Origin of the sequence: Arthrobacter rhizosphaerae, from assembly GCF_023062595.1 — a bacterium.
GTDB lineage: Bacteria > Actinomycetota > Actinomycetes > Actinomycetales > Micrococcaceae > Arthrobacter > Arthrobacter rhizosphaerae.
On record NZ_JALLAN010000003.1, the window covers coordinates 133,667 to 145,563 of the forward strand.

Here is an 11,897-nt window from a genome sequence, read left to right on the forward strand (position 1 = left end):
GCGTAACCAGGGGCTTTTGTGGGCGCTGGATAGTCTTTGCTGCATGTACACTGTCATTTTTCCTGCCATCGCAAAAAAAGCTGGTGGGTTCCCCGTGAAGCTTTCCGATGATGACTCATTCCTAACTTGGTCGGAGGTCGTCATTCCTTCGTTAGCCGGCCTGGCGTCTCTGTCAGTTGCGATAGTGTCCGTCGTCATCGCGTGGCAGGCCCGAAATATAGCTAAGAGCTCTGAAAATGCCCGGGTGAAGGCGGAATCTGATCGCGTGCAGTTCGAACAACAACTGCGGTTCGACGCCGCACTCAAGGATCTTTACGTGGGGATCTCACAACGAATAGAGGCGCTCAGAACGCAAGATGCTGCCGTACGGGCAAATTTGTTTAATATTCAACGCGGCGGACCAGGAGTTACCCTGCCAGCACGCCCTCCAGTCTCATCTCTGCTCGCCCTGATTGCAGCTGCACGGTTGGATGCTCGGGAACGGGAACCAATGGATCTCCTAGCCTCCGTTGCAGAATATGCGGCGGCGGTTGCGCAGGCAGGGGGGCCGACCCCTGACCCGGAAACCCGGGACGAAAGGCAGCGGCGTATAGAACAGGAGGTGGATTCGTGGGAAAAACTCGTTACCTACGTTGATGAATGGCGCCATTCAGGCAGTCAGGCCCGAGAGTCAATTCTGACTGAAATGGTGATGGCCAGTAGCTGATCCTGGTCACGGGCCCCATGACCGAGAATGCCCCCAGGGAGTAGTTCAGCTGTGGGTGTCTTCACGTGGCCAGTTGCTGGGAGCACAAAAAAAGCCTGCAGGCGCTTTTCGTCCTGCAGACCTTTTTAATCTCGTTGATGAGGGACCCTGTCCTCACCTTCTATGTCTCCCACACTACACATGCGTAGGCTGTCATTACAAATGTGTAGTACACGTTGTTCGTGTGATCTCTGCTTCCCGGGTATCTGATCAAATCTGGCAAGATACAGTCCATGGCAGACAAACGGCAGACTCGCGGCGCAATAATTGATACTCTTCATCGCTCGCGCCTGGAGCCGTATTTGAAGGCTTCGGCTGGTGATGAAAAGCTGGCCCTTTCGCTCTATGGGTGGAATCTTCAGTTGACCTCCGCATTTCAAGAGCTTCTGAGCGTTGCGGAAGTGGTTCTCCGCAATGCCATGGACGCCGAGCTCCAGAAGTGGAATGTAGCCGAACTGAAGGTTGACCAGAGTTGGCTGTTGGAAACTCCGGCCGTGCCGCTTCGTAGCCTAAGCCAGGGCAAGAGGATTGAGGCGCTGAATCATGCCAATTCCGCCAAGAAAAAGAGGGACGCTGCTCACTGGCGTCATGGCAAGGACGTAACGCATGACGACGTCCTCGCTCAGGTGACGTTTGGGCTTTGGAAGGATCTCTTGCCGAACCATTTGGACAATGCTGCCGATAACAGAGAAAACCGAAATCGGGAGCGGATGTGGAAAGAGTCACTTGTGAATGCCTTTCCGCATGTTGTTGACCCGGACGGCGAAAAGACCTTCTGGCGTGTATATCGGCTCCACGGGCTGCGCAACCGCGTATCGCATATGGAGACGCTGCTGGAAGTAGACGCAGCCGAACGGACCCGCGACGTACTCGGCCTCGTCAATTCGATCAGCTCGCCCGTACATGACTGGTTGACTGGCCTGAATCGTGTTCCGGTGGTGATGAAGGCTCGTCCTTCAGCCTAGGAATAGGTTGCGTGGCAAACCGCGTGCGGACCCACAGCACTAGGGAAGTGGCGTGAAAGGACTGTCCCACATCCAAGAAAATGCGACGACCGAGTTGCGGGACGTGGTGCAGGTACCTCTCTGACCTGCTGGATAGGATCGAGGGCATGGCATCCACCCGAGATCTTGCGCTCCCCGCCGGCTACACTGACCTGCTCGGCGAGCTCAAGAATCGGGTTCGGGCTGCGCGCACCGCGGCACTGCGGACAGTCAACACCCAGCTCATCGAGCTGTACTGGTCCATCGGCCGGACGATCCTGGAACGTCAGGAGGTCGAGAGTTGGGGGAGCGGGGTCATCGGAAGGCTAGCGGATGATCTCAGGGCGGAGTTCCCCGAGATGAAAGGCCTTTCGCGTACAAATCTTTTCTACATGCGCGGGTTCGCCGCAGCGTGGCCCGACTCAATTGTCCAACAGGCTGTTTTCGGAACTCAACGGCACTTGTCGACGTAGCTGACCTGCACAATCATGTGATTCAGTGCGCTGACTTATGCGAGGAAGGGTTTGTGCCCGCCAGATTGAACTTCATCTCTCAGAGTGATGAGTTGCCGTGGGTTGCCTGCTCCGCCGTGCGTGCCAGGAACCGGGCCCGCCCGCCCGCCGGTAGTCACGGACGAGAAATACAATCCCGATCTATATGACAACCACGCCATTGACATCAGCCACGCGGTTGGACTGTCGCCGCGCAGGGCAAAGCTCACGGCCTGAGGAATGAAGAGGAACTGAAACACGGGTCCAGGAGCAGTTGCCTGGCAAGGCCCTTTCGCAATTGCACGACGGCACCCATCGTGACCACTATATGTTCCGGATCTATGGCTGCCTTCCCAGCGATCTGACGGCGGATCCGCTTTCCTGACTGGGCCAAGCACAAAATGTGCAGGCCAGCTCGCAAGGCTATGGCTGTCGGCGCACGGTATGCGACCGCATCCGTACAATTCAACGCGGCGCTGCAGCAGTCCTACGTGCTTGAGGTTGGGCTCGGAGTTCGACGATCCGTTCTACATCCGGTCTTTCAGCGAGACTCCCTTCAATCGAGAGCAATGACAGCAACTGCAGCGGACGCTGTGCTTCCGCTGCAGCCTGCATTTTGTGATGGCCATCCAGCAAGAAATGAGTAATACCCCAGTGGGCGTAGTAGTCCGTGCCGTTGTCCATTGCAGGCTGGCAAACGTCAAGAATCGACACCGCCACTGCTGTTGGCGTAGATGAGTCCAAAAGCGTCTGGGCGTAGTCTTCTACTCGATCGAATTCATTCCAGGTAGGTGGCACCATCGGGACGACGAACTCGAATGCGTGTGCCGACGGATCGACCGGAGCCTGCCACGTACGGTAGTACGGCGTTTGCGGATACTCGGGCAGGCCCCAGAATCCTGAGACGCCCCAAGTGTCGACCTGTTCCTCGCTGAAGTAATCTCCACTTCGGCCCGGATACACCAGCTCGGGCTGCACTCTCAGAAGCATGGGAATGTAGGATCCGCCGGGCAGGATTGCGGCGAATGCGTCGAGCACGTCAGTGTCGATGTTCTCGATGCCAGAGTTCAAGGTCTGCTGCACTTCCGGGAGAGATAACCTCTCCGTTGCGCCTTCCAGACGCTTGAACAGCAGTGGGCACGTTCCGCACCAAAAGGAGAGTTCAAACGCAGGGTCCGCGCCCTGCCACAGCAAACGCCGCCCAGCCCACTGACCTTCCAATTTCTTTTCTTCACCGAACCGCAGCAACGAAGATTCGGACTCACTGACGAGCCGCGTCTTACCGGTTTCCATCAACATGATCGGCAGTCTAGCCCTCATACAGCTCGTGACGGTTCCCAACGCAATGTTCCCCAAGGCTGCCTGTCTTCCAAATGCTCAAACTGCCTGAGCGATGGCAGCATGACCTCAAGATCCATTGATCTGTTGACATACATAGGAGCATCCCTCTGTGTTGATGCTTCCGGTCCCGATGCTCAAATCCTGAACTATTCGCACGCTAAAGCCAATGGTCCAGGCTCCACTGACTCGTGGAATGTCGGCGTGACCGGATGTTTCCTCATCGGCTGGCCATACGGCTACTGATGTTTGTTGCATGTGCCGTCTCGCCGCTTCAGAAGTCGGTTTCATGGCCATGAATCCTGAGCAGATCGCGGATGGACATGTTCAGTTGTTCGAACCAGTGCTGATAGAAAAGCGGGGTCATCTGATCGGGCCGTGTGGCATTGAGTGCCTTTGAGCATTTCCACTATCTCCAGAACGATGTCCTCGTCCTCGGCTGGCAAGTCCCTGCTGGAGGATGGCCGTCATCGTGCCTGTCACTCATGGCGCGCTCTTCGCTGTCGCGTTCAGGCGACGCGTGAGGTCGGTGTTGAGCCGCCGAACGGCTGCGAAAATCATCCTTATTTCGTCCAGGCCGAAGGTAAGCGTAACTGCTGCTGGCAATGCGGGATAGTATGCCCGACATGGCCCAGCAGAAGGCTCCAAGGGCGATAAACAGTATGCCCATCAGGTAAGGCAGATCTGCTCTAGTCATTTGTTCTCCTTATATGAGTCTCGTGTAGTCAGTCCACATCATGGAGCACTCACCGCCCGCTCCAACACCTTCACCAAAATGCCCCCGATTATCCCCAACTGCTGGCTACCCATGGGGCAGATCGAGGCCACCAAAGAGTCCACCACCCCACGGCCCTGAACACCCCACGCTCATATTGTCGTTACGCAAGGTTCTCCGCTGGCTGCTGGATGACCGTGTCCCGGGTCCAATCCGAGCAAAAAACAACTTTCGGTCGAGAGCGCCCGTTCAAGGTTCGGCTTACGGGTACCAGGGAAGACACTTAGCGCCGCGAAAATGCCGCAACTTAGATTCACCGCCATGCCGGTGAACTGCGGTGGCCCTCGTGCGGGACCTCAAGATGACGTTTGAGCTGGTCCATTTGAATCAGTAGTCGGGTCGAATCCAATCGGTGATTGGGACGAACTCGGGTTCGCTTTCTCGGGCAAGCGGCACATCGATCTCGACTTCGGTCAGTATGGTGACGTCCCCGAGTATCGCCATTTTCTCGATAATGCCCGTCGTTCGGTTGACGACGGCTGTGGCACGAAACGCGGGGTCATTGACATGCTCGAACGTGATCAGTAGCGATTTCCGGCCGATCTCCTGGAGGAGCACCGGGTAGAAGCTCTCACTGGAACGACCCCACATTAGAAGCGCTTCCGGATGAAGCATCTGGATCTCTTGAGGCATGCCTCGAGGGAAGGCCATTGCATGGGGAGGTTCGGGTTCCGGCGTGATTATGCCGTCGGCTGCCGAAGATACATGACCGCGGTCATTGACCATGTGCCAGGCCTGCGCCTTCGCGTCCAGCTCGGCGACAAATTGATAATGGGAGGACCCTGTCTGCCTAAGTCCTTTTGCCCTGGCGGAAATGTGATGTCTCAAGGCAACGATCGCGCCGAGCACCCTGTGGCTTTCGGTCGTGCTGAGGATGGTGTTGAACTTCATTTCCCATCCTCATCACAGAATGTGCCCCGAAGGCGTCATGTCGACGGGTTCATGTTCTACCGCCTCAGTGTAGGGGCACAGCCCGGCCCCAAGCGGGGCCGGGAGATAGACAGAGGGCGACGGCGGGACCCAAGCCGGGTGCCGCCGTCGCCCTCTCCCTTATGGTTTGGCTTTAGGCGGGTGCCTGGGAAATCCGGATCATGTTCCCTGAAGGATCACGGAAGGCACAGTCGCGCGGGCCCCATGGCTGGTCGATGGGCTCCTGCATGACCTCTGCTCCGGAGGCCCTGACTTTCTCGAATAACCCGTCCAGATCGTCGGTGCGGAACACAAGCATCGGGAGCACGCCCTTGACGAGGAGCTCCTGGAGTGCGTCCCCGTCGGCCTGGGAACGGCCGGCATGCGGCGAGGACAGGACGATCTCCAGGCCGGGCTGGTCCGCCGTTCCGAGGGTGATCCAGTGAAAGCCTCCCTGGGCGACGTCGTTGCGGACCTCAAGGCCGAGCGCGTCGCGGTAGAACGCGAGTGACTCTTCAGGATCGTTGACAGTGATGTTGCAGTACTGGAGTGCGATAGTCATGGTGGCAACGCTAGTCGGAGGCTGCCGGTACCGCTTCTCGAATACTGCTTTTCACGTAGCGGGCCGGACGGGTCCTGATCTTGGCGATACACGCCGGCATGGCCTCGACGGCGTGGTGCTCCCGGGAACGATACGAGCTGGGCGTCTCCCCCACGATCTCCGTGAACCGCGCGCTGAACGAGCCCAGCGATGTTGAACCGACCTCCATGCAGGCGTCCGTAACGCTCCATCCTGCCCGCAAGAGAGCCATGGCCCGCTCGATCCTGCGCGTCATCAGGTAGCTGTAGGGCGTTTCGCCGTAGGCCTCGCGGAACTGCCTGGAGAAGTGTGCCGGGGACATTAATGCCTGACGGGCCATGGTGGGAACGTCCAGCGGGCGGGCGTATTCACGGTCGATCAGATCCCGTGCACGGCGCAAGAGAACCAGGTTGGCCAGGTCCTGTGGAGTCATGTGACGAGGCTACCACCGGGTCCGAAAGAAAGTTCCTGCACCTCCCCGACCAGCAGCTACTCCGATGCGGCCAGTCGTCGTGCGGATTCTTCAATGGCAGCACCGATCTCCTCGGTGCGGCCGTCGAACTCCCGGCGTTCCCCGAAGACACAGAGGGAAGCAACGATTGTGCCGGCAGAATCGCGGAGCGGCACGGCCAACTCGTGGACGCCGTGCTCGAACTCTTCGACAGCGTGGACCACTCCCCCGGGCCTGTCCCGCTCCATGAGCGCCAAAACCTCGGCGGCGGAGTGGGCTGCTTGCGGACCCCCGACGCCGATAAACTCCACGTCCGCAAGCAGCTCCTGCAGTGCCTTCCCGCTGTGATCCCAGAGCAGCGCCCGGCCCGATCCGGTGCACCACACGGGAGTGATCATGCCGGGCTGCATCATTCCTCCGGACAAGCCATGGTCAGTCGAGGACCTGATAAGGATGACGCGGGCGCCGTCCCGGACCGACACCCTGCCCTTGAGGCCGAGGTCGGCAGATATCCGCTGGAGTTCCACTCTTGAGGAGCTGACCCATCCGCCGTTGAGCGAAGCTGCCAGCGAGAAGAACGCAGGGCCTGCGCGGAAAGGGCCCCGGTCCACCCTTTCCAGCAGATCCAGATCACAGAGTTCCTGGGTCAAACGGGAGACCCTGCTGCGGTCCATGCCAAGCTCGACGGCGATCTGGGTAACGCCGTACAGCGAGCGGCCCCACTTCTCACGGTCAGCCACGATGCGGACAATCCGAAGCCCCTGTGCCAGGGATGAGACTTCAGAAGTTTCCATGTTCGTGGCTCCTCACCGCGGGACGACGCCCTATTCTTGCACAGCACCTTCTTGCACAGCTGCTAGTTGGCCAATGCAGCCGTCTGGCGGGAACGGCCGTATTTGAAGTGGAAGAACATGTAGCAGCCAACGACGAACGGAACTCCGAAGTAGAGGGCATAGATCTGGCTCGGATCAAAGGCAATACCAACCAGGGATACCAGGCACAGGCTGAACGCAAGGATGGGCACCAACGGGTACAACGGCGCCTTGTAGCTGAGCGTGGAAACATCTCCGCCGTTCCGGACGAAGGCCCTGCGGTGGAAGAAGTGCGATGCCGTAATTGACATCCAAACTCCCACCACGGCAAACCCGGCCACGGACACCAACGCAAGGTAGACCAATTCCGGTGAAACGACGCTGCAGATCAGCGAGGCAAGCCCGCCCACCATGCTGACGCTCAACGCAAGCAAGGGAATTCCACGCTTGGTCAGCCGCCGGAAGGCCTTGGGAGCATGGCCCTCCTCGGAGAGTGAAAACAGCATGCGTGCACAGGAGAACAGGCCGCTGTTTCCGGCCGAAAGCAGTGCGGTGATGATCACGAAGTTCATAATGTCGGCGGCAAAGGGAATGCCGATGGAGGAGAAGACGGTCACGAACGGGCTCTCGTCCAGTCCCACCTGCTCATACGGAATGGTTGCGGCGATGACAGCGATGGCGCCGACGAAAAAGATCAGGAGGCGGATGACGGTGGTGCGCATCGCCTTGGGAATGCTTGTTTCAGGGTTCGCCGTCTCGCCCGCGGCCACACCAATGAGTTCAGAACCGGAGAAGGCGTAGAAGACGGCGAGAGCGGTCACCAGCACACCGGTGAAGCCATTGGGGAAGAGCCCCGACGTCGTCGCGAAGTTTTCGAAGAGCATGGGGTGTTCGCTGCCGCTGGCGGCCAGGGGGTGGAATCCCAGGAGCGCGGCTCCGCCCAGGACAATCAGGACGACGATGGCGCCCACCTTGATGATGGAGAACCAGAACTCGGACTCGCCAAAAACACGCGACGAGATGGCGTTGAGGGAGAAAAGGATGGCGGCAAAGAGCACGCACCAGATCCAGACGTCCACTTGCGGAAACCACCGCTGCATCAGGAGCCCGGAGGCCGTGAACTCGGACCCGATGGCCACCGCCCAGCACAGCCAGTAGAGCCACGCCGTGGTGAAGCCAGTGGCTGGACCGATGGACCTCGCAGCATAGATGTGGAACGCGCCAGAGACGGGATAGGCAATGGCCAGCTCGCCCAGGCAGGACATAACGAGATACACCATGAAGGCGCCCACGAGGTAAGCCAAAACGGCGCCAAGCGGCCCGGCCTGCGAAATGGTGTAACCGGAGCTCAGGAAAAGCCCCGACCCGATGACGCCCCCCATGGCGATCATCACGAGGTGGCGCGGGCCCATGGAGCGCCGCAATCCGGATTCTTGCGTGGCCGGCGGTGCGGCCTGAGTACCCAGCTCAGTGGGTGAAGAGAGTGACATGAGGTCTCCCAGGAGTGGTGAGGATGCCAGCGTTTTGCTGCACCGGCTCCGGTTGCGGCGAGGGAGGGAATCTCCCGCTCCGCACTTCCAGAGGTGATGAAAGTAACACAAATCACGAGAAACAGTCATTAAAAACATCCAAATATGCATATGTTGCACGCTCTGATGACGTACGCTCCGGCCAATGTGCGCAGAGCATGGTCGATCTGACATGTGTCCGGTGCAAAAAGACATGGTTCCGCGGACACGAGGTGGGGCGAGCATGGAAGGACCATCCCCTCCTGACGAAGGACCATCATGACCAGCTATGACCTTGCTTTGATCGGCTTTGGCGGCGTAAACCGGACCCTGGCCGAGCTGATCCACACCCGGGGCGACGCCCTTGAAGCCGAACTCGGCTTCGGTTTGAGGATTGTTGCCATCACCGATCTCCGGCTGGGTTCCCTGGTGCAGCCGGAAGGGATCGACCTCGCCGTTGCGCTGGGACTCACCGGCGACGGCGCGTCCTTCGCCCAGCATGGCGGCTCCGCGGTGCCCGACAATGAGGCGGTCATCAAGACCTGCTCGGCAGACATCGTCGTCGAGGCCACTTTCACAAACCCCGACGACGGCGAACCTGCAGTTTCGCACGTGCGCTGGGCTTTGGAAGCCGGCAAGCACGTATGCACCACAAACAAAGGCCCCGTGGCCCTGCGGGGCCGCGAACTGTCGGAGTTGGCACAGCGGCAGGGAGTGTACTTCGAGTTCGAGGGTTCCGTCATGAGCGGGACTCCCGTCATCCGGCTGGCCAAGCAAATGTTCAGCGGGCTGCGCCTCGGCGGGTTCGAAGGCATCACGAACGGGACCAGCAACTACGTCCTGGGCCGCATGGAAGCGGGGCTCGGCCTGCAGGAAGCCGTCCGGGAAGCGCAGGACCTGGGCTATGCCGAGGCCAACCCGAGCGCCGACATCGAGGGCTTCGACGTCCAGCTCAAAGTGCTGATACTGGCCAACGAACTCCTCAACGCCGGTCTGGAACTGCGCGATATCACCCGTCAGGGAATCTCTTCCGTGACTGTCCAGGACGTCCGCCAGGCCTCGCTGGACGGAAAGCGCTGGAAACTGGTGGGGTCCGCCCGCCGAAACGCTGACGGTTCGGTGACAGCCGGCGTGGCGCCCGTTGCTTTGCCGCTTGACCACGGCCTGGCCGGGGTTTCAGGAGCCACCAACGCGGTGGCCTTCACCACCGATCTCCTGGGGCAGGTCACCATCTCCGGGCCCGGCGCCGGCCGGGTGGAGACCGCCTATGCCTTGCTCTCGGACATCATCGCCATGCACGCCGGGATGACTCAGGCTTCATCCGCCAAGGAGGTGGCAAATGCGTAGCGTCGTTGCTGAACAGCTTCCCGTCGAATACCTCACAGTCACCAGCCCGTACGACGGCGGAACGGTAGGAAGCGTCAGCGTCACCCCCGCGGCCGAGGTGGGCGCCGTTCTGGAGACTGCCCGTCGCGGTGCCAAGCTGGCAGGCGGTCTCTCCCGCGCAGCCAGGGCAGCCATTCTGGCGAGTGCCGCGGCCGCGATTGAGCTCCGCAGCGAAGAATTCACCCGCACCATTGTTGCCGAGGCCGGCAAGACCATCCGCCAGGCCCGCAAGGAAGTGGTGCGAGCGGTCAACACCCTTCAGCTCTCAGCCGCGGAAGCAAAGAGCAACGCCGGCGAGGTCATTCCGTTCGATTCCTATGCCGGCTCCGAGAACCGCACCGGCTGGTTCAGCCGGGAACCGCTGGGAATCATCGCCGCCATCACGCCCTTTAACGATCCGCTGAACCTCGTGGCACACAAGATCGGTCCGGCCATTGCAGGCGGAAATTCAGTGATCCTGAAGCCGTCAGCCTTGACTCCGCTGTCCGCCCAGCTTCTCGTCGACGCCCTCGTGGACGCCGGCCTGCCGGCGGAAGTGATCACTGTGGTGAACGGTGGACGGGAGGTGGTTGCCGCCGTCGTCCGCTCCCGGGATGTACGGATGGTGTCCTTCACCGGCGGGTTCTCCACCGGCGAAGCCATTGCCCGGGAGGCCGGGCTGAAGAAGCTGTCCATGGACCTGGGCGGAAACGCTCCCAACCTGGTGCTGGCTGATGCCGACGTCCAGGATGCTGTTGATGCCTGCGTTTCAGGGGCTTTCTGGGCGGCCGGCCAGAACTGCGTGGGGGTCCAGCGGATCCTTGTGGAGAGGCCGATTTATGAGGAATTCCGCAGCAAGTTCCTCGCCGCCACCAGCGTCCTGGTGGCGGGCAACCCGGTGGACGAAACCACCGACGTCGGCCCGATGATCACCCAGGACGCATTGCGTCAGGTGCAGGGCAAGGTCGACGAGGCCGTCGCTGCAGGTGCTGTACTCCTGATGGGCAACCGCGCTGATGGCAATGTGTTGCAGCCAACCGTCCTGGAACAGGTCCCGTTGGACGCCCGGCTCTGGCAGGAGGAAGTCTTTGCGCCCGTGGTGATGCTCCGGCCTTTCGATTCCCTGGACGAAGCGTTGGAACTCGCCAACGCAATCGAATTCAGCCTGCATGCCGGCATTTTTACTAACTCCCTGGCAGCGGCAATGGAAGCTGCGCGGCGCTTGGAAGCCGGCGGCGTGATGATCAACGACTCCTCCGACTACAGGTTTGACGGCATGCCTTTCGGGGGCTCCAAATACGGGAGCATGGGCCGGGAAGGCGTCCGGTTTGCCTACGAGGAAATGACGCAGCCCAAGGTGGTGTGCATCAGGAACTGACGGGCGGCTCGGCGCCGGGCTGTCCGGCGCCGGGACGGCGGATCACAGTGGAAAGCGTCAGGGCTGTCACTGTGTCATTGACTCCGGGCAGGCTGGCGATCTGCTCCCAAATGACCTGAATCCTGTCCAGCGACCGCGCCTCAAGGCGGACCAGCAGATCGAAGTCGCCGCTGAGGACGTCGCACAGCACTACTTCGGGAATGGTGCGAAGGGCCGCGAGGACGTCGGCACCCCGCATCCGGTCCTTGCGATACACCAGCAGCATGGCCGACACCACGTGCTGGCCGGGGGTTCCGGCCACCACCGTGTACCCCTGGATGTGCCCGCGGCGCTCCAGGCGGCTGATCCGCTGTCTGACGGCGTTGCGGGACAAGAGGACGCGCTGGGCAAGTTCAGCGTGGGAAATCCTGGCATTTTTTGTCAGCTCGGCGATGATCGCCTCATCGATGTGGTCGATCGTGTATTGCTCCACACTTGCCTTTCGCAACCGCCCGACGCCGCCGGGTCCGGACGGACATCAACGGACCAGGTCCGCTTGGGGAACCCGAGTAAAGGATAGTCC

13 protein-coding genes are annotated in these 11,897 nt (G+C 60.4%); 5 read left to right on the forward strand and 8 right to left on the reverse strand.

Features of this window, described 5'->3' with window-relative positions; all coding sequences use genetic code 11:
• Positions 1 to 43: 43 nt before the first annotated feature.
• From MU551_RS05510 to MU551_RS05520, 3 genes are all read left to right on the forward strand, one after another.
• The gene (locus MU551_RS05510) at positions 44 to 706 is read left to right on the forward strand and encodes a hypothetical protein (protein ID WP_247041381.1); all 663 of its coding nucleotides are present in this window, start codon (positions 44 to 46) and stop codon (positions 704 to 706) included.
• Between the two features lie 272 nt (positions 707 to 978).
• Positions 979 to 1,710, forward strand: coding sequence for a hypothetical protein (locus MU551_RS05515; RefSeq protein ID WP_247041382.1), 732 nt, complete (start codon positions 979 to 981; stop codon positions 1,708 to 1,710).
• A 146-nt stretch (positions 1,711 to 1,856) separates the two neighbouring features.
• A complete protein-coding gene (locus MU551_RS05520; protein ID WP_443629106.1) occupies positions 1,857 to 2,201 on the forward strand; it encodes a DUF1016 N-terminal domain-containing protein in 345 nt (114 codons plus the stop codon).
• Between the two features lie 483 nt (positions 2,202 to 2,684).
• Here MU551_RS05520 and MU551_RS05525 read toward each other — a convergent pair whose 3' ends face one another.
• The 7 genes from MU551_RS05525 to MU551_RS05550 form a co-directional block, all read right to left on the reverse strand.
• Entirely contained in the window at positions 2,685 to 3,518 is an 834-nt protein-coding gene (locus tag MU551_RS05525) for a hypothetical protein (protein ID WP_247041383.1), read from the reverse strand.
• A 522-nt stretch (positions 3,519 to 4,040) separates the two neighbouring features.
• Positions 4,041 to 4,163, reverse strand: coding sequence for a hypothetical protein (locus MU551_RS23280; protein ID WP_281506926.1), 123 nt, complete (start codon positions 4,161 to 4,163; stop codon positions 4,041 to 4,043).
• Positions 4,164 to 4,659: 496 nt separating this feature from the next.
• Entirely contained in the window at positions 4,660 to 5,223 is a 564-nt protein-coding gene (locus MU551_RS05530; RefSeq protein ID WP_247041385.1) for a hypothetical protein, read from the reverse strand.
• Positions 5,224 to 5,395: 172 nt separating this feature from the next.
• Positions 5,396 to 5,803, reverse strand: a complete 408-nt coding sequence (locus MU551_RS05535; protein WP_247041387.1) for a VOC family protein — start codon at positions 5,801 to 5,803, stop codon at positions 5,396 to 5,398.
• Positions 5,804 to 5,813: 10 nt separating this feature from the next.
• Positions 5,814 to 6,254: a helix-turn-helix transcriptional regulator gene (locus MU551_RS05540; RefSeq protein WP_247041388.1), complete on the reverse strand. Its 441-nt coding sequence runs from the start codon at positions 6,252 to 6,254 to the stop codon at positions 5,814 to 5,816.
• Positions 6,255 to 6,310: 56 nt separating this feature from the next.
• A complete protein-coding gene (locus MU551_RS05545) occupies positions 6,311 to 7,066 on the reverse strand; it encodes an IclR family transcriptional regulator (protein ID WP_247041389.1) in 756 nt (251 codons plus the stop codon).
• A gap of 62 nt (positions 7,067 to 7,128) precedes the next feature.
• On the reverse strand, positions 7,129 to 8,574 hold the full coding sequence (locus MU551_RS05550) for an amino acid permease (protein WP_247041390.1): 1,446 nt from the start codon (positions 8,572 to 8,574) through the stop codon (positions 7,129 to 7,131).
• A 297-nt stretch (positions 8,575 to 8,871) separates the two neighbouring features.
• On the opposite strand from MU551_RS05550, the gene MU551_RS05555 reads away from it, so the two are divergent.
• Both MU551_RS05555 and MU551_RS05560 read left to right on the forward strand, forming a co-directional pair.
• Positions 8,872 to 9,939 carry a homoserine dehydrogenase gene (locus MU551_RS05555; RefSeq protein WP_247041391.1) on the forward strand — a complete coding sequence of 356 codons (1,068 nt, stop codon included), beginning with the start codon at positions 8,872 to 8,874 and terminating at the stop codon, positions 9,937 to 9,939.
• Positions 9,932 to 11,335, forward strand: coding sequence for an aldehyde dehydrogenase family protein (locus tag MU551_RS05560; protein ID WP_247041392.1), 1,404 nt, complete (start codon positions 9,932 to 9,934; stop codon positions 11,333 to 11,335). Before MU551_RS05555 ends, MU551_RS05560 begins: the two co-directional genes overlap by 8 nt.
• Here the strand turns inward: MU551_RS05560 and MU551_RS05565 are convergent.
• The gene (locus tag MU551_RS05565; protein ID WP_247041393.1) at positions 11,325 to 11,807 is read right to left on the reverse strand and encodes an Lrp/AsnC family transcriptional regulator; all 483 of its coding nucleotides are present in this window, start codon (positions 11,805 to 11,807) and stop codon (positions 11,325 to 11,327) included. The two genes, MU551_RS05560 and MU551_RS05565, sit on opposite strands and share 11 nt — an antisense overlap.
• Between the last annotated feature and the right edge of the window lie 90 nt (positions 11,808 to 11,897).

Excerpts from the sequence above, each read along its gene's own strand:
- MU551_RS05540 (WP_247041388.1), bottom strand. The coding sequence starts at position 6,254 with ATGACTCCACAGGACCTGGCCAACCTGGTTCTCTTGCGCCGTGCACGG.
- MU551_RS05525 (WP_247041383.1), bottom strand. The coding sequence starts at position 3,518 with ATGTTGATGGAAACCGGTAAGACGCGGCTCGTCAGTGAGTCCGAATCT.
- MU551_RS05545 (WP_247041389.1), bottom strand. The coding sequence starts at position 7,066 with ATGGAAACTTCTGAAGTCTCATCCCTGGCACAGGGGCTTCGGATTGTC.
- MU551_RS05530 (WP_247041385.1), bottom strand. The coding sequence starts at position 5,223 with ATGAAGTTCAACACCATCCTCAGCACGACCGAAAGCCACAGGGTGCTC.
- MU551_RS05560 (WP_247041392.1), top strand. The coding sequence starts at position 9,932 with ATGCGTAGCGTCGTTGCTGAACAGCTTCCCGTCGAATACCTCACAGTC.
- MU551_RS05515 (WP_247041382.1), top strand. The coding sequence starts at position 979 with ATGGCAGACAAACGGCAGACTCGCGGCGCAATAATTGATACTCTTCAT.
- MU551_RS05550 (WP_247041390.1), bottom strand. The coding sequence starts at position 8,574 with ATGTCACTCTCTTCACCCACTGAGCTGGGTACTCAGGCCGCACCGCCG.
- MU551_RS05520 (WP_443629106.1), top strand. The coding sequence starts at position 1,857 with ATGGCATCCACCCGAGATCTTGCGCTCCCCGCCGGCTACACTGACCTG.
- MU551_RS05535 (WP_247041387.1), bottom strand. The coding sequence starts at position 5,803 with ATGACTATCGCACTCCAGTACTGCAACATCACTGTCAACGATCCTGAA.
- MU551_RS05510 (WP_247041381.1), top strand. The coding sequence starts at position 44 with ATGTACACTGTCATTTTTCCTGCCATCGCAAAAAAAGCTGGTGGGTTC.
- MU551_RS05555 (WP_247041391.1), top strand. The coding sequence starts at position 8,872 with ATGACCAGCTATGACCTTGCTTTGATCGGCTTTGGCGGCGTAAACCGG.